Here is a 17,750-nt window from a genome sequence, read left to right on the forward strand (position 1 = left end):
CTGATCTCTGATGTCCGTCAAAGCGGATCAAGCCCAGATGTAGCCTGTCTGCCACTAACTGGCACGCATGCATGTATCAAGGAGGAGCGATGTTCGACCTCATCGTCATCGCGCACGTCCCCAAGGCCGAAGACATCACTCCGGTCGCTGACGCCCTGGCCCGAATGCGCCCGCTGTGCCTTGCCGAGGACGGCTGCGTCAGTTGGGAGGCTTACCACTCGCACGAGGATCCGGCACGCTTCGTCCTGGTCGAGCGCTGGGCGACTCGGGAGCGCTGGGAGACCCACGATGCCGGCGAAGCCATCCAGAAGATCTACGTGCCCGAGATCATGCCGCGCATCGAGCGTGAGGTGCACCCGAGCACTCCGGTACGACTCTGAAGCCAGGGGCTGCCTTGAGCCGTGAACAAGCTGTTCGACGACTCTTCCGGCGTGCGTTCGGCGGCTGGTAGGAGCAAGTCTGGCATGATGCGGCCCCTTAACTCATGGCCGGTGAGGGAGAGTTGAGGGAGTTGTCGAGCTGTTCGGGCCGGGAGGCATGGCCTGGCCTGGCCCCACCAGCAGGCCCGGCCGGCCCGTATCCGGAGCATCTGCGGGAGCAGAAGGCGCGCAGTCGGGTGTGTTTTCATGAGCGGCGCCGTGCGACTCAGACCTCGGGAAGGGATGGATCGGGTGTCCAGGGGTTTGGTGCGCTGATGGACCAGCGTTCGTGGTCTCGCCAGTCCCCGTCGATGTAGAGGTAGGCGGGCGACACCCCTTCGTAGCGGAATCCCAGCCGCTGGACCAAGGCCAGGGACGCTTTGTTCGCCGGCTGAATGCTGGCCTCCAGCCGGTGGAGCCGCAGGTCGGTAAAGGCGTGCTGCAGGGTGGCAGCGAGCCCTTCGGTCATGTACCCGTGCCCTGCGGACGGGGCGAAGGCCGCATAGCCGAGGGACGCGCCCTGGTACCGGCCCCGGATGATCGAGTTGATGTTGACCGTGCCGGCGGCTGCGCCGGTCTCCCGGACACGGACCAGAAAGCCCAGGTTGCTGCCGTCGTCAAAGCGGCGCATCCAGACCTGGAACTCCTCCGCGGTCGCGGGTAGCTGCATCCATGGCAGGTGCAGCTCGGAGCTGGCCTGCACGAGCGAGCAGAACTCGTCTTGATCGGAGAGGGTGAGCGGGCGTAGTTCGACCCGTGACGGCATCTTGAGCATGGACCAACGTTAGGACCTGTGAGCAGTGGGTCACCCGAGGGATCTACTACTGGGACGATCTTGGCGTGGGTCGTGATGATTTGACCGGCGCGCAGTGGCCGGTGCCGGAGCCGTTGATGTCGGTCGGGAACAAGCGGGGTCGGCCACCGAAGTGGACGAAACAGCAGCTCATCAATGGGGTCCGGGGGCGGACCGGGGATCCGTGGCGGGACGTGCCCGAGCGGTACGGCAAGTGGGAAACCGTGTACGGGTTGTTGCCGCCGGCAACAACGATGGAACCTGGGCGCGGATCGTGACCGATCTGCAGGCCCGGGCCGACACCGAGGGCCTGATCACCTGGGATGTCTCGGTCGACTCGACCATCTCCCGTGCACATCAGCACGCCGCCAGTGCGCGGAAAAGGCGGGACGAGCAGAAAGAACGCCGGGCGGCGGGGCGACTCACCGCGGTTCACACCGGTGCTGGCGAGCATCCGGGTGCCTCGGCCTGGTGGCGGCCGTTCGCGTACCCGGCCGGGCCGGTACGGGCGGACAACCCCACTCCTCGCACGCCAACCGTGCCTACGTGCAGACGCGGCATCCGGCACACCATCCCGAAGAAGAAAGACCACAAGGCTGCCCGCCTGCACAGGAGTTCACGCGGCGGACTGCCTCCGGGCTTTGACGAGGTCCGCGACAAAGAGCGCAACACGGTGGAGCGAGCCATTGGCAAGCTCAAGCCGTTCAGAGCCGTCGCCACGCGATAGGACAAGCGAGGGTGCGTCTACCTCGGCACCATCGCCGCCGCTCTCTTCATCGGGATCCGCTCGTGACAGGCCTCTATGAGAGGGAAGCACCACTACCCATAACCGGGCGTGCTGCGCGCAGATTCCCGTTTTCGCTGTGACATTCCCCCAACCCTGGGCGCCTTCTCAACATGGCTCTCACCTGGGCATACTCCACGCCTGCCACGTCTCAAACACGCCCGGTGCGGCGGTTAGTGGGAGGGCGCCTCCGTGATCGCTCAGCCTCAATGATCGGCTCACACCCTCGCTGTCCTCGCCACAAGGCCATGTGGCACATCGGCTTCACATGCACATCTCTGATCTCGGCAAGGCACGGAACAGCACGGCACGATCGACAGACATTGGAGTACAGGGTGACTCAAGCCCCCACCACGTCAACCGACAGCGTCTCTGGGGAAATCGGTGACGCACGCCCCTGGCTGGTACGGCTAGGGCTGCTGCTGGAGTCCGGACCTCAACGGGAACTGGCTCTCGCCGGCTTCGTCAACCAGCTCGGCACCGCGGCCTTCCTGGCGACCGTGCCGCTGTACGCCCTGCGGGTGATCCATCTGTCCATCGGGCAAGTCGGCCTCGGCCTCAGTGTCGCGGGGGTGGTCGGTCTGATCGCCGGCATCCCGGTAGGTCATCTCGCCGACCGCCGCGGCCCGAAGGCCATCTTTCTGATCACTCTGTTGATCCAGGCCCTTTCCATGACGTCGTTGCTGTTCGCCGACTCGTTATGGCCGTTCGTCCTCGCTGTGGCCGTGACGGACCTCGCCGGCTCGTCCGGCGGTGCGGCACGTGGCCCGATGATCCGCCGCTTCGGCGGTGACGAGGTACCGAAGTTCCGCTCCTACCTGAGATCGGTGGCCATGCTCGCCAGCACATTCGGCGCGCTGGCGGCCGGTGCGGTGGTACAGATCGGCAGCGACTTCGCCTACCGCGCCCTCATCTTCGCCAACGCGCTGACATTCATCGGCAGTGCCGCCGTCCTGGTCAAGCTGCCGAAGCTCGAACCCCTGCCGTCCCCGCGCAAGGAGGACCGGTGGATCGCGCTCAAGGACAAGCCGTACGTGGTTTTCGTCGTGCTCGATGGCATCATGTGGATCCAGAGCGAGGTGCTGTCGTTCGCCCTGCCACTGTGGGTGGTCCTGCACACGGACGCACCACGGTGGTTCGCCGGTCTGGCGATCGCCGTCAACACCGTGATGGTGGTGTTCCTGCAGATCCGGACCAGTCACGGGATCAAGGGCGGCACGGTCGCCGGCCGGGCCATCCGCCGCGCAGGGCTGGCGTTCCTGATCGGCATGGCGGTCATCGCCGCAGCCTCCGGAGTACCCGGCTGGGTCGCGGTGACGATCATGATGGTCGGCGTCGCCATTCACACGGTGGGCTCACTGTGGCATGCGGCCGGATCGCTGGAGCTGCGGTTCCGGCTGGCTCCCGCACACGCCCAGGGCCAGTACTCCGGAGTGTTCGGCATGGGCATGGGCCTGTGCTACGTCGTCGCACCGAGCCTGCTGGGCCTGCTCTGTGTGACCTGGGGGGCGCCCGGCTGGCTCGTGATGGGTGGTGTGTTCGTCGCAGCTGGTCTCGCCATGCCGTACGTGATCCAGTGGGCGGGCCGCAGCCGCGAGATAGTGGGCATCGCTGACTGAGCTGCCGCGCAGGACCCGGAAATCCCTCGATTCGATCGGTCACGCATCACGCTGGCGTCGACTGTCCCGGATCGCCCTGGAGTAGAAGCAGGAGTGACTCTCGATCGGGGAGGCAGGGCCTAGTCATTCCTCGTCCTCGAAACTCCAGCGGAGGGCGACTTGTGCGGCGGGAGCAAGTGCACGCACGGTGTCGTGAGTCCCCTGTTCGATCTGGTCGGACCAGCGGCCAAAGCCGGACACAATGGCACTCCCCCGTGAGCAGTCCGTCATGAAAGGCTGATCGGCATGGTCGGGCCGTCCGAGAACCCAGAGCTCTGGGCGTTTCTGAAATCACTGCGTTACGGCGACATCCTTCGGGGCACCGTCGCTGCGATCGAACCGTTCGGTGTGTTCGTGGCACTGGACGACGGACCTGACCACCCGGTCTTCCCCGGCGTCGGGTTCATCGGGATACCCGAACTGTCCTGGCGACGCTTCGAAGCGGCCTCGGATGTCGTTCGGGTCGGACAGCGCGTTTCGTGTGCGTTCCTCCAATTCGACACATGGAACGCAGAGGCCAGGCTGTCCTTGCGAGCGACGCAGCCTGACCCCTTCCAGATATTCGCCGACGGCATTGCCGTGGGCCAGGAACTACAGGGACGGGTCACCAAACTGGTGCCGTTCGGCGTCTTCGTTCAGGTCGCCGAGGCAATCGAGGGGCTTGTCCACCTGCGAGAGCTCACCTGCACCCCCGTGGATGCTCCAGAGGATGTCGTCCAAGTCGGTGAGGACGTTACGGTCGTCGTCACGGAGATCGACCGAGAATGCCGCAGACTGTTCCTGTCCCGGCGACAGAGTCCATCCGGCCTCCGGTGACGCCACCCTGCTGCCTTGGTCAGCCATCGGTCTGCACTCAGGAATCAGGGCTCCGGACTCCGGACTCCGGACTCCGGACTCCGCCGGAGAACCTCGGTTTTCGCGGGCCCCGGATGGAGGTGAGACGGGCGGAGAGCCTGGCACGCACGGCGATGGCCCGGCGCTCATAAGGATACGTCGGGGTGGAGGCGTCCGATGGTCCACACCCGTTGGCGTCGTACGGCGAGGGCGGTTATGGCGAGGAAGCCGGCCGTGAAGAGGAAGAGGACGACGAAGTCGCGCAGCAGGTTGGCGGTGAGTCCGCCCGATACGGTGACCCGCAATCCGTCGACCAGGTAGGTCATCGGGAGCAGCGGGTTCAGCACCTGGAAGAAGGCCGGCTCGGTGGGCAGCGGATAGAGTCCGCCGGAGGCCGTGAGCTGGAGGATGAGCAGGACCAGCGACAGGACATCGCCCGGCACCCCGAAGACGGTCCGCAGGCAGTGATCGACGGCGACGAAGGCCGCTGCCGCGGTGACCAGGAGCGCAATCATCGCGAAGGGGTGGACAGGACTGAGCCCGAGGGTGAGGTCGACGACCCCGTAGAGCACCAGGGCCCCCACGGCGCCGAGCACCGCCGCCGGAAGCCATCCCGCGACAGCGGTGGTGAACGCACCGACCCGGCCGGCCAGGGCACGGGTATTGAGCGGGCGCAGCAACAGGTAGGCGAAGAGGCCGAACACCCATAGGGCGATGCCGAAGAAGAACGGGGCCAGGCCACGTCCGTAGACCCCCGCCGGGTGCAGGTTGCCGCGGTCGATGTGTACGGGCGTGCCCAGTACTTCGGCGGCGTGGGCGACCTGGTCGGGGCTGGTACGGGGAATCTTGTGCAGTCCCTGGTCCACGGTGCGGGAGACGTCGGAGGCGCCGTCGTGCGCCTGGTCTGCGGCGGAGCGCAGGGTTCCGGAGCCCTTTTCCAGGGTGCCCAGCCCGTCGACCAGGCCGCGCGCGCCATCGGCGGCGCTGTGGGAACCGGTGTCGACGAGGCGGAGCGGGGTGTGCAAGGCCAGGACATCACTCCGGAGTGAGCCGATGTCGCCCTGGAGGCGTTCGGCGTCGCGAAGGGCGCGGCGGGCGTTGTTCTCGGCGGCGGCGGCCCGGCCGTCGAGTTCGGTGGCGGTGGAATCCAGTTCGCGGGCGTGGCTGAGGGCGCCCCGGTAGGCGGGGTCGTTCCGTAGTTCGGGGTGGGAATCGGCGAGATCGGTGAGGTCGCCCACGGCGCGGGAAGTGCCGTTGCGGGTGGCGCCGGTGGCGGTGTGCACCGCGTCCAGGCCGTCGGTGGTCAGCCGGGCGGTGGTCACCAGGGCGGAGACGGCTCCGGGCAGGCGGTCGGCCGCGGCCCGGTCGAGACGGCCCGAGAGGTCGTCGATCTGGCCGGCGGCACGGGCGATCTGCCGCGCTCCGGCGGAGACACCGTCGGCGCCGTCGTGCAGGGTGGACGTCGCCGACGCGACCGTGGAAGTGCCCTGCTGTGCCACGCGGGTGGCCCCTACCAGCCGGTGTGCGCCATCAGCCGCGGTGGCCAGCTTGCCCCGCACGTCCGACAACTCCCCGTAGACGCTGCGCACATAGGCGGCGTGGGTGGCGGAGTTGACCTGCTCCTGCAGCTTGTTCTGCACCACCTCGGTCATGATGCCGGCGATGTAGTTGTGGGCATCGTTGAGTTCGATGTGGATGCCCGCCTGTTGCGGGCGGGTGTCGGCACCGGTGGCGAGTTTGCTGCTGAAGTCGGGCGGGATGGCGATGGTGAAGAAGTAGCGGCCGTGCTCCAGGCCGTCCCGGGCCTCGCCGGGGCCGACGAAGTGCCAGTCGAAGGTGCCGGACGCCTTGAGCTGTTGGACCAGTTGGTCTCCGGCGTTCACCCGGCGGCCCTGCTGCGCATGTGCCAGGTGGTCCTGGTTGACGACGGCGACCGGCATGCGGTCGGTCTTGCCGTACGGATCCCAGTTCGCCCAGAGGTACATGGCGCCGTACAGCAACGGCACCAGGCAGAGCAGGACGGGGACCAGTCGGCGCATCGGGCCGCGGAAGCGCCGGAGTTCCAGGAGCGCCAGCTTGACGGCTTTCATATGTCGGCGTCCTCTCGGACAGCGGCCGTCCCGGCCGGGAAGCGGTCACGGCTCCGTTGCGGCAGTGACAGCGCGATCAGGCCGGGGGTGGTGGGAGTGGGCGGGAGCGGGGGCGGGCGGAGGCAGCCGGCCAGCACCGTGGGTCCGTGGTCCTGGACCCGGTGCAGGGCCTCCCACACGGGACCGTGCGCTTCGGGCGGCAGGCCGTCGTCTACGTCGTCGATCACGAGGGCGCGGGGCTGTTCGGCGAGGGCCAGGGCGGTCGCCAGCAGCAGCCCGTCGGCGGGGCCGAGGTCCTCGACCAGGTCTGCCCCGCGTGGGGCGAGGTCCAGGGTCTCGCATGCCTGGCGGATACGGCGCTCCGTCACACCGGGGCTGGTCAGGCAGCGTTCGGCCATCACCTCTCGCACCCGCAGCCGTCCTTCGAGATCGATCGCGGGCGCGGCCCGGGCGATGGCGACCAGCCTGCGTACCCGGCGCCCCTCGGCGGGCAGGACGTGCCCGCCGACCCGGATGGCTCCGCCGGAGAGCCGCATCCGCCCGGCGAGCGCGAGCAGCAGAGAGGTACGCCCGGATCCGGCCGGGCCGTGAGCGACCAGCAGTCCGCCCGCCGGCACGTCCAGGTCCACTCCCTCGAACACCGGGCCTCTCGGCCCCCGCACACTCGCCCCGCGGGCCACCACGTCCACTCCAGCAGCTGTCATACAGCAACTTGTAGCCGGGGCTGAGCCGGCCAACCCACGCCTGTAGCAGGAGAGTTGTGATGCTCTTCACGTGTGTTGGCGGTAGCCCCGGGACCCAAGGGGGATGAGCGGATCCAGGTCCCGGCGGCCGCCCTGGGGCAGCTGCCTGCGAGCCAGCCCGGTCCTGGTCCTGGTCCTGGTCCTGGTCCGTGAAGCGGAACTCGGGCCCGTGCCCGGCCTGACTGCGAGGCGGCGGGAACCACCGGTGGGGCAGGTATCGCTGTGCACCCTCAAGTCTGACTCAGATAGCTGCGCTCTCCCCCTGCGTTCCGTACGTTGGAAATACCGAATGCTCGGAGTGCCGAATGATCGAGGTACCGGGTACTCGATGTACCAGAAGCTCGATGTACTGAATGCTACGAACGGAGACCGATGAAGACTCGCCTCAGCCGTCTGGCCTCACGCGCCGCATCATTCCTGCTGCACGGACGCCGGCCCCGGTTCGACCATTCCGAAGCTCACCGCGCCGCCCGGCCCCACCGCGACGCAGGACTGATCGACCACTACTGCCCCTCTTCCCCGGTGCAAGGCCCCATGTGACCACACGCCTCGGAGGAGGCGGGGCATTCCTGGATCCTGCGATCGGTCCGGTGTCGTCCTCTGCGGGGCAAGGAGCTCCACACCTTGGGCACCGGCCTCCTCCGCGCCCTTGGCGACACCCGCACCGTTCGCCGTCCCCCGCGCCTACGACGGCGACCTGACGGAGCGCCGGAACAGCACCCGCACCTGGGCCTTGCTGCCCCGATAGCTCTGGCCGCCAAGGCCGCCACGGGCATCCCGGCCACCCCGGCCACCCCGGCCACCCCGGCCACAGGAGGACTCCTGGGGCCGGACCTTTTCTCCGTGCACCAGCCCCCCGTGGCCGGTCGCCGAGGTGCGGCGAACGAGTAGGACCTCTTCATAATATTTCGGTAGCGACTGAGCGGTACCGACGATGCAGAGGTGCGCGGGTGAGAGCGGTTCGGAAATCCGGAGTCGGCGGCATTATGAGAATCCGTCCGACACCGCGGTGGGTCGTTCCTCTGTTCACGACCCTTGGGGTAGCACTGGTCCCCTGGACCCTGTATCTGGCGTTCACGCTTCCCCGGCGGGCCACGTTGGCTTCCTACGACGCACCGTGGGTGGGATTCGACATCGGCCTGGCCGCCGTCATCCTGCTGACGGCGGTGCTCGCCCACCGACGGCACCGGCACCTGGACCTTGCGGCCGTGGCGGTGACGACCATGCTCGTGGTCGATGCCTGGTTCGACGTGATGACCACGCCCCTTGGGGAGGCGGGTGGCATTCTCGTCGCATTGGCCACCGCCTGTCTGGTCGAACTTCCTCTTGCGGTGCTGTCGTTGTGGATCGCGCTGACCGCCGGCGACCTGACCGGCACCGGGCACCCGCAACCGCCTGGCCCGGAAGGCCGTACCCACCGGGCGCCCCCGAGCACGTCCGCATGACGTTGCCGCCACAGGCCGGGTATCTGATCCTTGGCGAGGCTTCACGCTCTTGGTATGGCTTCGTCCGTTAATATGCCCTGTAAATACGCACCCATTGGCCCATACCGGGTGAAAACTGCCTCTCGGGGCATCGGCCGTCGCATGGCGCAACCGGCCATCGCACGGTGCATCAGCGCGGGGTTCGCTCGCTTCCTGTGGGCGTTCCTGGTGGGCCGGGTGCGATCAACGGTGGGCATAGCCCCCGCGCCGACCGCCTGTCTCTGGTGGCGCGTCGCCGGTCGACGGTGACCGTTGCCGGTTGCCGGTTGCCGGTTGCCGATTGCCGATTGCCGATTGCCGATTGCCGATTGCCGGAACGCCTGCAGCCATCCGAAGCAACGGTGCTCCCACCGGTGTACACACGGGCGTTCAGAGGGAGAGGACACTGCGTGAGCGTGCAACAGGTGGGCGTCGTCGTCCACGAAGGGCGTCCCGCCGCCGTAGCGGCCGCCGACGTCGTCCGACGGTGGTGCGTACGCCAGGGCGTCGGCTGCGTCGCCATTGATGTATGGAATCCGGACGAGCAACGGCGGGACGCGCGTGAGGAGGTCGACGCCGCCGGCGGCCCCGACCTGATCGTCACACTCGGAGGGGACGGCACCTTCCTCCGTGGAGCGCGCCTGGCCGCGCAGAACGACGCTCTGGTCCTCGGCGTCGACCTCGGCACCCTCGGCTTCCTGACCGAAGTCCCCGCCGACGACGTCGAATGCGCGCTGGACACCATCCACGGCGGTCAGGTGGATGTCGAGACCCGTCTGATGCTGACGATGCGGGCGTCCCGGCCGCTGGGACTCCCCGAGGGAATGGAAGCGCTCCTGCGCTACGGCCGGGGTCCCGCGCTCCCTCCGCCGCTGGTACGCACCGACTGCGCCGTCGCCCGCGACTGGGGTGTGGCGCTCAACCTGACGGCCCTCAACGACATCGTCCTGGAAAAACTCGCCCGTGACCGGCAGGTTTCCCTCGGTGTGTACCTCTCGGGCCGACTACTCGCCTCCTACTCCGCCGACGCAGTCCTGGTCGCCACGCCCACCGGATCCACCGCCTACAGCTTCGCCGCCGGCGGCCCGGTCATCTCCCCCGCAGCCGATGCCATCGTCTTCACCCCCGTCGCCCCGCACATGACCTTCAACCGCTCGGTGGTCGCCGCCCCCGACGAGGCCGTTGCCCTGCGCGTCCTGGGACACTCCGGCCGCGCGGCGGTGAGCGTCGACGGCCAGTTGCGCGGCGTCCTCGACCCGGGGGACTGGATCGGCGTCTACGCGGCTCCGCAGCGTCTGCGTGTCGTACGACTCGGACCGACCGATTTCTACGGCCGGCTGCGGGAGCGCATGCGCCTGACCGACGCCCCCGCCGCAGCCGACACCGACGTGACCCCCTTGTGGCCCCACACCACCCCGCCCCCCGCAGATCTCGCGCACCTGCGTCTCCCGCCACTCCCCCTGGACGTGGACTGATCTGAGCCTGGGCGACCCGCCCTTACGTCGCCGCGGTGCAAACCCGGAAAGCAGAGGTGGCGTGAGGTGTGGAGAGGTGGGGCAATCGCCCTGGCCTCGGTCACCAGCGTCAGGTGTGCACAGGTGGATGAGGCCTCTTCACCGCGACACCCACGGGCATAGCTTCCTCGGTCCAGTGGCTACGGCTCCACTGATCCGGCCCCGCCTCCGACCCCTTCCCCGGCTTCCTCACCGTCTCCGTCCCCGCCGGATACGTGTTGCGCCGACCGGGCCGCGATGTCCTGGAGTGCCGCCAGATGGGCCTGCAGCGCGAGGTGTCCGTCGCGGCTCAAGTTCAGCCAGGTACGGGGGGTCTTGCCGACGTAGCCCTTCTTCACCTCGACGAGTCCTCGTTTACCCAGCGTGCCGATCTGTTTGGACAGCGCCGAATCCGACAGGTTCAGGGAGTCGCGGACGAACTTGAACTCGGCCCATCGAGTGGCTGCCAGCAGTGCGGTGATCGACAGGCGGGTGGGGTCCAGCAGCAACGGGTCGATTTCAGGAGCGGTCATGGGCGTATCCGAGGTGGCCGAGGCTCTTGAGTCGCTCGGACTGACGGTTGGACTGGAGCACCGTCGCCAGCCCGAGAGCAATCCCCATCAGCAGGTGCCAGTACGGGATGTAGGTCAGGAGTACCCCACACGTCAGGATCACCACAGCCGCGACCCCGAAGAAGACGACCATCCGCCGGTGAGTTCGGCGCTCCGCCAAGCCCGGCGGGATGATCCCCCGCATCTGCAACCCCGGAGGAAGACCGAGCAGACTCCGCCCCCATCGCGTGTACTGGCCGATGAGAAACGCCGTTGTCAGGGGCGCCAGAACTCCGAAGCACCACGGCCACCACCGTTCCAGATGGAGCAGCGGCAGCAGGTCGGGGGTGGCGAGGACCAGGAACAGATGCGCGCCCCAGGCAATCGAGAACCAACGGGGCTGACGTTGCGCCTCTATCGCCTGGTCACGTCGCCGCTGGACGTCCTCCAGGGCGCGGGCTGCGTGTTCGGCATCGAGCTCAGGGGACACGGGCCACCTCCGAGGGCGGGGTCGTGGGGCAGCAAAGCACTTGCCTGAGTGGAAAGCTACCAACCACTTTCTCCGCAGGCAAGTGCTTGCCCCAACGGGAAGCGCCAGCACTGATGGGGCTCGTGTGGTGATTGGAGCGAAAGAGCGGGACCATACGGTCTGTCCCTTTTCAGTGGACAGAGGGTGTGTGAACCGCGTAAGTTCCGCCTGCCGCTTGGACCGTTTCGGGGAGAGACGTCCCACTGCGTGCACAAACTCACTGCTCCTGAACCCGTGGGGGGTTTCGCATGTCTGACATGCCCGTCGCACCACTGCCGCCGCCATCCGGCTGGTCCGTTCCGCCCGGTCCGCGAGCCGTTCTCCGCTCGCCGCTAGGACTCTCGAAGGCCGTGATGGTCCTGCTCGGCCTCGTCATCGGCGCGGATCTGTTCGCGCTGTGGCAGGGCCGGCATTCGTACGAGCTGGTCCGCAGACTCATCCGCAACTTCGGCTCCGTGTCCTCGCGGGAGATCGGCCAGGCGGACGCGCTGTACGAGGCGTCCGGCACCGTGCAGCTCGCGACCACCGTCGCGACCGCCGTGGTCTTTGTCGTCTGGTTCCACCGCACCCGCGTCAACGCAGAGGTCTTCGCCCCCGAGTACCACCGGAGGAAGCGTGGCTGGGCGATATGGGGCTGGATCGTGCCGGTGGTCAATCTGTGGTTTCCCCGGCAGATAGCCACCGACATCTGGAATGCCAGTGCCGACGACAAGTCCCGGTCCAGGGGGCTGCTCAACTCGTGGTGGGCGCTGTGGATCGTGAACCTGGTCTTCGGACGCCTGGCCGGCCAGCGGTTCGCGAGGGCCGCGGAACCGGAAGAGATCAAGGGGGCGATCGCTGGGCTCATGGCGAGCGACGTCTTCAACATCATGGCCGCCGTCCTTGCCATCTTCTTCGTACGCCGCCTCACCCGCATGCAGCACGAGAAGGCACTGCGAGGGCCTGCGCTCTGACAACACCCGCACTCTGACGGCAGCGGGCCATCGGGTGCTCACGGGCCCGGCTCCGGCCGGGGTCGGGCCATCGACCGCTCGTCTGCCGTCTGCCGTCTGCCGTCTGCCGTCTGCCGGAGGACGAGCCCGCCGCATTCATCGCACTGCTGCTTCCTCGGTCAGCTCCTCCTCCTGACTGCGAGGTGCGGCATCTCCACCGGGCGGCCGACGGCTACGGTCACCGAGGTGCCGGGGCACGGAAACACATGGTCACGGAGACACACGGTCGCAGAGACCGGACAGGGTCATGCACAGCGGCCAGCCGCGGTCATGCGCAGAGACGGCACGGTCATAGCGGCCGGGCGAGGAGGTCCTGTTGCGGCAGGGGCCGGTGCAGTGCGAGGAGGGCCTGGTCGTCCTGGGGTGCGCCGCCGCTGTGGCGGCTGACGTCACGGGCGAGGAAGTCGAGGACCGTCGAAGGTTCCGGGAAATGGCCGGTCTGGCGCCGGTAGGACTGCATCATGTGGGGGACGCGCTCGGCGGGGTCGTAGAAGACGCCGGCCGGGTCGCGGGCCTCGGTGACACCGTCGGTGAAGCACAACAGCATCGCCCCAGGTGGGAAGGGGTGCGTCTCCACGGGTGAGGTCCAGGCCCCGAGGGCGGTGACGCCCAGGGGCGGCGCTTCCTCCTTCGGCTCCAGCAGGAACGCTCGGCCGTCCGCGTGCAGCAGCAGAGGTGCGGGGTGGCCGCGGTTGACGATGTGGACCTGGGCCAGGTCGGTGGCGAACTGAACGATCAGGGCGGTGGTGAACCCCTCCGTTGCATCCAGGCCCTCCCGGCGCTGGCTTTCGCGCAACAGGGCCTCCTCCATGCAGTCCACCAGAGCGGGCAGGTCAGGTTCGTGGTCGGCGGCGTAGCGGAAGACCCCGATGTCGACGCTGACCGCCGTGACGGCGGACAGTCCCTTGCCCCGCACGTCGCCGATCATGGCGCGCACCCCGAACGGCGTCTCCTGCATCACATAGAGATCGCCACCGATCAGTGCCATGTCTTCGGCCGGTACGTAGCGGGCGGCGATCCGCAGGTCCCCCAGCCTGCTCGGGGGTCTGGGCAGCACAGCGCGCTGGGCGACCTCCGCGGCGTAGCGTGCCCGGCTCGCGCTCACATGCTGGGTGCGCAGCGACCGGTTCAGTCCGACCGCCAGCACGGTGACAGCCGCCAGGGTGATCTGGACGGCCGCGTCGCCCTGCCAGTCGTAGCTTCCGTCGGCGAACGCCAGGCCCCCCTGCACCATCATCGCCGTCAGGCCGATGCCGACGATGCCGACCGGGCTGAGCAGCGAGACCGCTGTCACCGGCGCCACGGCCAGCAGGGCAGCGGACGACACCGAAGGAGGCGTCAGCAGATTCACCAACGCCGCGAGAGCGATCACCGCGGCGGGAACCAAGCGGCGTACCTGTGACCACACGGGCAACACCCTCATCAGGTCATTATCAGGTCATTCTGCCCTCCCGGCGGCCTCGTGGCAGCGGGGCCGACCACAGTGACACTCCACTGCGGCCGAACGGCCCAATGCCCCGGGCCGGGGCGGACCGATACGGCGCCCCATACGGCGACCGATACCGCGACCGAACGATCAACGGCCGGTGTACACGACGTCGCGGTCCCGTACACGCAATGTCGCGCTCCGGTGCAGGCGACGTCGCGGTCCGGTGCAGGCGATGCCGCCGTACGGAACCGGGTGCAGGCGAAAACAGATAGCTGCCCGGGGCCGGCGCCGCATACGTTCGGCGGCATGACTGACAAGCGCCCTGGGCATCCACGGCTCGCCGCGCTCTACGATCCGCTCGACCCAGATCGCAGTGATCTCGATGCCTACGTCCGGATGGCGGAGGAGTTCAGGGCACATCGGGTGCTGGACATCGGCTGCGGCACAGGAGTGTTCGCCCTCCTCCTGGCCGATCGCGGGATCGAGGTGGTCGGCATCGATCCCGCCGAGGCGTCCCTCGATGTCGCCCGGGCCAAACCGGGCAGTATGCGAGTGCGCTGGATCTGCGGTGATGCCACAGCCCTCCCGCCACTGCAGGTCGACCTGGCGACGATGACAGCGAACGTGGCCCAGGAAATCGCCGATCCGTCGTTGTGGCGCAAGACTCTGCAGGGTGCCTACGAAGCGCTGCGGCCCGGCGGACATCTGGTGTTCGAGACCCGGGATCCGGCGAGACGCGCCTGGGAGGAATGGCACCGCGAAAGCTCCTACCGCGTGACGCGGATTCCAGGCGTCGGGGCCGTCGAGAGCTGGGTCCAGCTGATCGAGGTGAGCCTGCCGCTGGTGACCTTTCGGGGTACCTGTGTGTTCGCTGCGGACGGGCAGGTGTTGACCTCGGATTCGACGTTGCGCTTCCGTGAGCGGCAGGAGATCGAGCAGGACCTGATCGCGCACGGCTTTGCGGTGGAAGACGTGCGCGATGCCCCTGACCGGCCGGGCCGAGAGTTCGTCTTCGTCGCGCGACGTCCATGACCTGGAGTCACGACGTCCATGACCTGGAGTGGAGGAGGAACGAGAGCGCACGGCGACCTGGAGGACCCAGGGCTTCGGCCGTCTGCGAGATCCTCCAGCAGAGCCGATGAGGCCGTCGCCCCTCCTCGTCAGCTGAGCCCCAGACCCAGACCCAGCCGCATCCGCACGTAATCGGCTCCCCCGGGTCCGGGCCGTCGCTCCCCGTCCACACACCAGCTGTGCCGGTCGTAGAACCTCCGGGCCCGGGCGTTGCCCTCCCATGCCTCCAGAACCCCGCCGCCGAATCCGCCCGCCACAAGCCTTCCGGTGAACGCACGGTGCAGCGCACCGCCTGTCCCGCGTCCCCAAGCGTCCGGATGGACGTGGATCTGGAACAACTGGCGAAAGACCGATATGTCGATGTCGGAGTCCTTCGGCGGTCCCATCGCGAGGGCCCCTACCACCCTGCCCTCAGGGTCCAGCGCGCACAGTGCGGTCATGCCGGGCGACACAATGGCCCTTTCCCACCCGTTCCGTCGTTTTTCCCGTGCCAGCGGGTCGGCCAGTTCCGCTGCGGCCACCCCACCCGCGGCGTAGTAGGCACTGCGGGCCCGGGTGTGGATGTCCGTCATCGCTGCCACGTCCTCGGCCGATGCCTCTCGCACTCGAATGCTGTCGTCCATGAGCCGTCTCCCCTCCTCAGCTGGTGTGAGCGGGGGCCGCGTCAGGGAGGAGGCCGCCGGCCGGCCAGAGGGGGTCGGGGAAAGCGGCGGCGTCGGAGCCGGAATCGGTCTCGGAATCGGCTCCGGTGTCGGTGTCGGTGTCGGGCATGAGGGTGGTGAGCATCTGCTGTGTCGTCCTGGCGTTGTCGATGGCGCGGGGCAGCATGACGCTTTCGTAGGCGTCGAGGGCCTTGTCGATGGTGGGGTGGCCGATGACGGCTTGGGCGAGTTCGGCACCGTCGAGCAGGGCGAGGTTGGCGCCGACGCCGGCGGGTGGCATCAGGTGGGCGGCGTCGCCGAGCAGGGTGATGCCAGGCACGCGCGGCCACACGTGGGGAACGGGAAGGACGAACATGGGCCGGTTGAGGAAACCGCCCTCGTTGTCGCGCAGGATGTCCAGCAGGCTCTCGTCCCAGCCCTGATAGAGGGCGAGGAGGCGGCTTCGTACGGCCTCGGTGTCGTCGAGGTCGAGGCCGGTGTGCCAGTCCAGGGGGCCGCGGAAGGTGATGTAGGCGCGGACATGTCCGTTGCTGTTGCGCTGCAGCACCAGGCTGCGGCGGCCCGCCTTCGCCGTCATGGTGCCGCCACCGACCAGGCCGGCGATGCCGGGGTGACGGTGGTCGACGTCATTGAAATGGGCTTCCACCATCGTGACACCGGCGTAGGAGGGTTGGGCATCGGAGAGCGCGGGGCGTACCCGGGACCAGGCACCGTCGGCGCCGATGACCAGGTCGAAGTCCTCCACGGCACGGTCGTGGTGGTGCAGTCGGGCTTTGCCGTGGGGCAGCTGCGTGACGGCCTGCACGGAGTGGTTCCAGCGGACCGTATTGGGGGCGAGGGAGTCCAGCAGGAGGGTCCGCAGCCGGCCGCGGTCGATCTCTGGCCTGCCGAGATCGTCTTCGTCGGCCTGATCGTGGCGTACCAGGGCTGCATGACGGTCGTAGAGGCGCCACTCCTGGCCGTCGGGCCGGGACAAGGCGAGGAACCGGTCGAAGAGTCCGGCGGCGCGCAGGGCGACCTGGCCGGTGTCTTCGTGGATGTCGAGGGTGCCGCCCTGCGAGCGGGAGTGGGGACCGGCCTCACGCTCGAAGACCGTCACCGGCAGGCCCCGCTGCTGCAGGATTCTCGCGCAGACGAGGCCACCCGGGCCGGCACCGACGATCGCGATGCGAGGGGTGGTGGACATGAGTCACGCTCCGTTCCAGGGATGAAGAGTGTGCAGGTGCAGAGGGTGGACGTGCGGGGAGTGCAGGGGTGGATCGTGCAGGTGCTTTGTGGTGCTGCCCTGATACATGAGGCGGGGCGGCGGGCGTGCGGCACAGCTTCTGCGTCTTCTTCATCGGCGGCTTCCGACGGGCCGATTTCAGGCATGACAGATCAAACGTTCCGGTGACTCCGGGGCTCCCGGGGGCTTCGGTGAGGGAGCGGCCCGGTGCCGGCAGCTGGTTGGGCGCCGGCCGGGGTACCCCGGTCTCCCCCATCAACAGAAGCACAGCAGTTCCAAAAGTACAACTGCTCCGACTTTTTATCTGATCGCCTTGACGATCGAATCCTCTCAAGGGGATAAGGTGGGGGCATGGCCGAGACGACGACAGGGCGCCGCGAGCGCAAAAAGGCCCAGACCAGGCAAGCCCTGGCTGATGCCGCACTGCGGCTGTTCACGGAGCGCGGCTTCGACCAGGTCGGTGTACGCGAAGTGGCGGAGGCGGCCGATGTCTCGCTGAGTACGCTCTTCAAGCACTTCCCCAGCAAGGAAGCCCTCGTCTTCGACCTGGATACGGACATGGAGAGCGCTCTGGTCACCGCCGTCCGGGACCGAGCCCCGGGTCAGCCCGTTCTGCACGCCCTGCGCGACCACATGGTGCGCACCCGGACCGTCGTGCGGACCGACGACCCCACGTTTGCCCTCGTCGAATCCACCCCCGCACTACGGGACTACGCCCGGCGTATGTGGTCGCGCCACGAGAAAGCACTGGCCGCCGCCCTCGCCGATGCCACCGGCCTTGCCCCCCACACTCCCGCCGTCACCGGGCTGGCACGCTTCGCCCTGGAAGCCCCCGGCATCGCCCGCGCAAGCGAAGACCCGGCCCGGACCCTGCGCGACCTGTTCGCCCTGCTGGAGCACGGCTGGGCCACCACGCCCCTGGCCAGGCAGGAAGACCCTCCCGGCCAGGAAGGGTGACCACGGGTCCGGTCCGAGGTCGGCCTGTCGTTGTCGTCGCCTCTGACCTGCCGGGCA

At 68.2% G+C, this 17,750-nt stretch carries 18 protein-coding genes; 10 read left to right on the top strand and 8 right to left on the bottom strand.

From position 1 onward, the window contains the following. Nucleotides 1–89: 89 nt before the first annotated feature. Nucleotides 90–380, top strand: coding sequence for a putative quinol monooxygenase (locus tag ABR737_RS03960; protein ID WP_350248785.1), 291 nt, complete (start codon nucleotides 90–92; stop codon nucleotides 378–380). 265 nt (nucleotides 381–645) lie between these two features. On the opposite strand, the gene ABR737_RS03965 is transcribed toward ABR737_RS03960, so the two are convergent. Next, nucleotides 646–1,194 carry a GNAT family N-acetyltransferase gene (locus tag ABR737_RS03965; protein ID WP_350248786.1) on the bottom strand — a complete coding sequence of 183 codons (549 nt, stop codon included), beginning with the start codon at nucleotides 1,192–1,194 and terminating at the stop codon, nucleotides 646–648. Nucleotides 1,195–1,259: 65 nt separating this feature from the next. Here ABR737_RS03965 and ABR737_RS43860 point away from each other — a divergent pair, with 65 nt between their 5' ends. From ABR737_RS43860 to ABR737_RS03980, 4 genes are all read left to right on the top strand, one after another. Then, a complete protein-coding gene (locus tag ABR737_RS43860) occupies nucleotides 1,260–1,490 on the top strand; it encodes a transposase (RefSeq protein WP_502964273.1) in 231 nt (76 codons plus the stop codon). Further along, on the top strand, nucleotides 1,487–1,939 hold the full coding sequence (locus ABR737_RS43865) for a transposase family protein (protein WP_502964274.1): 453 nt from the start codon (nucleotides 1,487–1,489) through the stop codon (nucleotides 1,937–1,939). Before ABR737_RS43860 ends, ABR737_RS43865 begins: the two co-directional genes overlap by 4 nt. Before the next feature lie 392 nt (nucleotides 1,940–2,331). Continuing rightward, on the top strand, nucleotides 2,332–3,615 hold the full coding sequence (locus ABR737_RS03975; protein ID WP_350248787.1) for an MFS transporter: 1,284 nt from the start codon (nucleotides 2,332–2,334) through the stop codon (nucleotides 3,613–3,615). Between the two features lie 285 nt (nucleotides 3,616–3,900). Next, nucleotides 3,901–4,470, top strand: coding sequence for a S1 RNA-binding domain-containing protein (locus tag ABR737_RS03980; protein WP_350248788.1), 570 nt, complete (start codon nucleotides 3,901–3,903; stop codon nucleotides 4,468–4,470). Between the two features lie 164 nt (nucleotides 4,471–4,634). Here ABR737_RS03980 and ABR737_RS03985 read toward each other — a convergent pair whose 3' ends face one another. Then, nucleotides 4,635–6,578: a YhgE/Pip family protein gene (locus ABR737_RS03985; protein ID WP_350248789.1), complete on the bottom strand. Its 1,944-nt coding sequence runs from the start codon at nucleotides 6,576–6,578 to the stop codon at nucleotides 4,635–4,637. Further along, on the bottom strand, nucleotides 6,575–7,282 hold the full coding sequence (locus ABR737_RS03990; protein WP_350248790.1) for an ATP-binding cassette domain-containing protein: 708 nt from the start codon (nucleotides 7,280–7,282) through the stop codon (nucleotides 6,575–6,577). The genes ABR737_RS03985 and ABR737_RS03990 overlap by 4 nt, the downstream gene beginning before the upstream one ends. 1,160 nt (nucleotides 7,283–8,442) lie before the next feature. Between ABR737_RS03990 and ABR737_RS03995 the strand changes: the two genes are divergently transcribed. Together ABR737_RS03995 and ABR737_RS04000 are read left to right on the top strand one after the other, a co-directional pair. Further along, a complete protein-coding gene (locus tag ABR737_RS03995) occupies nucleotides 8,443–8,766 on the top strand; it encodes a hypothetical protein (RefSeq protein WP_350248791.1) in 324 nt (107 codons plus the stop codon). Between the two features lie 428 nt (nucleotides 8,767–9,194). Further along, on the top strand, nucleotides 9,195–10,259 hold the full coding sequence (locus ABR737_RS04000; protein ID WP_350248792.1) for an NAD(+)/NADH kinase: 1,065 nt from the start codon (nucleotides 9,195–9,197) through the stop codon (nucleotides 10,257–10,259). Nucleotides 10,260–10,438: 179 nt separating this feature from the next. On the opposite strand, the gene ABR737_RS04005 is transcribed toward ABR737_RS04000, so the two are convergent. Together ABR737_RS04005 and ABR737_RS04010 are read right to left on the bottom strand one after the other, a co-directional pair. Beyond that, nucleotides 10,439–10,810, bottom strand: a complete 372-nt coding sequence (locus tag ABR737_RS04005) for a transcriptional regulator (protein ID WP_350248793.1) — start codon at nucleotides 10,808–10,810, stop codon at nucleotides 10,439–10,441. Further along, a complete protein-coding gene (locus tag ABR737_RS04010; RefSeq protein WP_350248794.1) occupies nucleotides 10,797–11,318 on the bottom strand; it encodes a hypothetical protein in 522 nt (173 codons plus the stop codon). The genes ABR737_RS04005 and ABR737_RS04010 overlap by 14 nt, the downstream gene beginning before the upstream one ends. A gap of 296 nt (nucleotides 11,319–11,614) precedes the next feature. On the opposite strand from ABR737_RS04010, the gene ABR737_RS04015 reads away from it, so the two are divergent. Then, entirely contained in the window at nucleotides 11,615–12,310 is a 696-nt protein-coding gene (locus ABR737_RS04015; protein ID WP_350248795.1) for a DUF4328 domain-containing protein, read from the top strand. Nucleotides 12,311–12,638: 328 nt separating this feature from the next. Here the strand turns inward: ABR737_RS04015 and ABR737_RS04020 are convergent, their stop codons facing one another. Next, on the bottom strand, nucleotides 12,639–13,772 hold the full coding sequence (locus ABR737_RS04020; RefSeq protein WP_350248796.1) for a PP2C family protein-serine/threonine phosphatase: 1,134 nt from the start codon (nucleotides 13,770–13,772) through the stop codon (nucleotides 12,639–12,641). A gap of 312 nt (nucleotides 13,773–14,084) precedes the next feature. Here ABR737_RS04020 and ABR737_RS04025 point away from each other — a divergent pair, with 312 nt between their 5' ends. After that, a complete protein-coding gene (locus tag ABR737_RS04025) occupies nucleotides 14,085–14,810 on the top strand; it encodes a class I SAM-dependent methyltransferase (RefSeq protein WP_350248797.1) in 726 nt (241 codons plus the stop codon). A gap of 128 nt (nucleotides 14,811–14,938) precedes the next feature. On the opposite strand, the gene ABR737_RS04030 is transcribed toward ABR737_RS04025, so the two are convergent. Further along, on the bottom strand, nucleotides 14,939–15,472 hold the full coding sequence (locus tag ABR737_RS04030; protein ID WP_350248798.1) for a GNAT family N-acetyltransferase: 534 nt from the start codon (nucleotides 15,470–15,472) through the stop codon (nucleotides 14,939–14,941). Nucleotides 15,473–15,488: 16 nt separating this feature from the next. Continuing rightward, nucleotides 15,489–16,697: an FAD-dependent oxidoreductase gene (locus ABR737_RS04035; RefSeq protein WP_350248799.1), complete on the bottom strand. Its 1,209-nt coding sequence runs from the start codon at nucleotides 16,695–16,697 to the stop codon at nucleotides 15,489–15,491. Nucleotides 16,698–17,087: 390 nt separating this feature from the next. On the opposite strand from ABR737_RS04035, the gene ABR737_RS04040 reads away from it, so the two are divergent. Then, nucleotides 17,088–17,693, top strand: coding sequence for a TetR/AcrR family transcriptional regulator (locus tag ABR737_RS04040; protein ID WP_350248800.1), 606 nt, complete (start codon nucleotides 17,088–17,090; stop codon nucleotides 17,691–17,693). Nucleotides 17,694–17,750 lie beyond the last annotated feature (57 nt).

The sequence above is a fragment of the Streptomyces sp. Edi2 genome (genome assembly GCF_040253635.1).
Taxonomy (GTDB): domain Bacteria; phylum Actinomycetota; class Actinomycetes; order Streptomycetales; family Streptomycetaceae; genus Streptomyces.

Coding starts and splice junctions, on each gene's coding strand:
- ABR737_RS03990 (WP_350248790.1), bottom strand. CDS start 7,282: ATGACAGCTGCTGGAGTGGACGTGGTGGCCCGCGGGGCGAGTGTGCGG.
- ABR737_RS04020 (WP_350248796.1), bottom strand. CDS start 13,772: ATGAGGGTGTTGCCCGTGTGGTCACAGGTACGCCGCTTGGTTCCCGCC.
- ABR737_RS04025 (WP_350248797.1), top strand. CDS start 14,085: ATGACTGACAAGCGCCCTGGGCATCCACGGCTCGCCGCGCTCTACGAT.
- ABR737_RS04030 (WP_350248798.1), bottom strand. CDS start 15,472: ATGGACGACAGCATTCGAGTGCGAGAGGCATCGGCCGAGGACGTGGCA.
- ABR737_RS04005 (WP_350248793.1), bottom strand. CDS start 10,810: ATGACCGCTCCTGAAATCGACCCGTTGCTGCTGGACCCCACCCGCCTG.
- ABR737_RS03965 (WP_350248786.1), bottom strand. CDS start 1,194: ATGCTCAAGATGCCGTCACGGGTCGAACTACGCCCGCTCACCCTCTCC.
- ABR737_RS03980 (WP_350248788.1), top strand. CDS start 3,901: ATGGTCGGGCCGTCCGAGAACCCAGAGCTCTGGGCGTTTCTGAAATCA.
- ABR737_RS04015 (WP_350248795.1), top strand. CDS start 11,615: ATGCCCGTCGCACCACTGCCGCCGCCATCCGGCTGGTCCGTTCCGCCC.
- ABR737_RS03985 (WP_350248789.1), bottom strand. CDS start 6,578: ATGAAAGCCGTCAAGCTGGCGCTCCTGGAACTCCGGCGCTTCCGCGGC.
- ABR737_RS04035 (WP_350248799.1), bottom strand. CDS start 16,697: ATGTCCACCACCCCTCGCATCGCGATCGTCGGTGCCGGCCCGGGTGGC.
- ABR737_RS03960 (WP_350248785.1), top strand. CDS start 90: ATGTTCGACCTCATCGTCATCGCGCACGTCCCCAAGGCCGAAGACATC.
- ABR737_RS04040 (WP_350248800.1), top strand. CDS start 17,088: ATGGCCGAGACGACGACAGGGCGCCGCGAGCGCAAAAAGGCCCAGACC.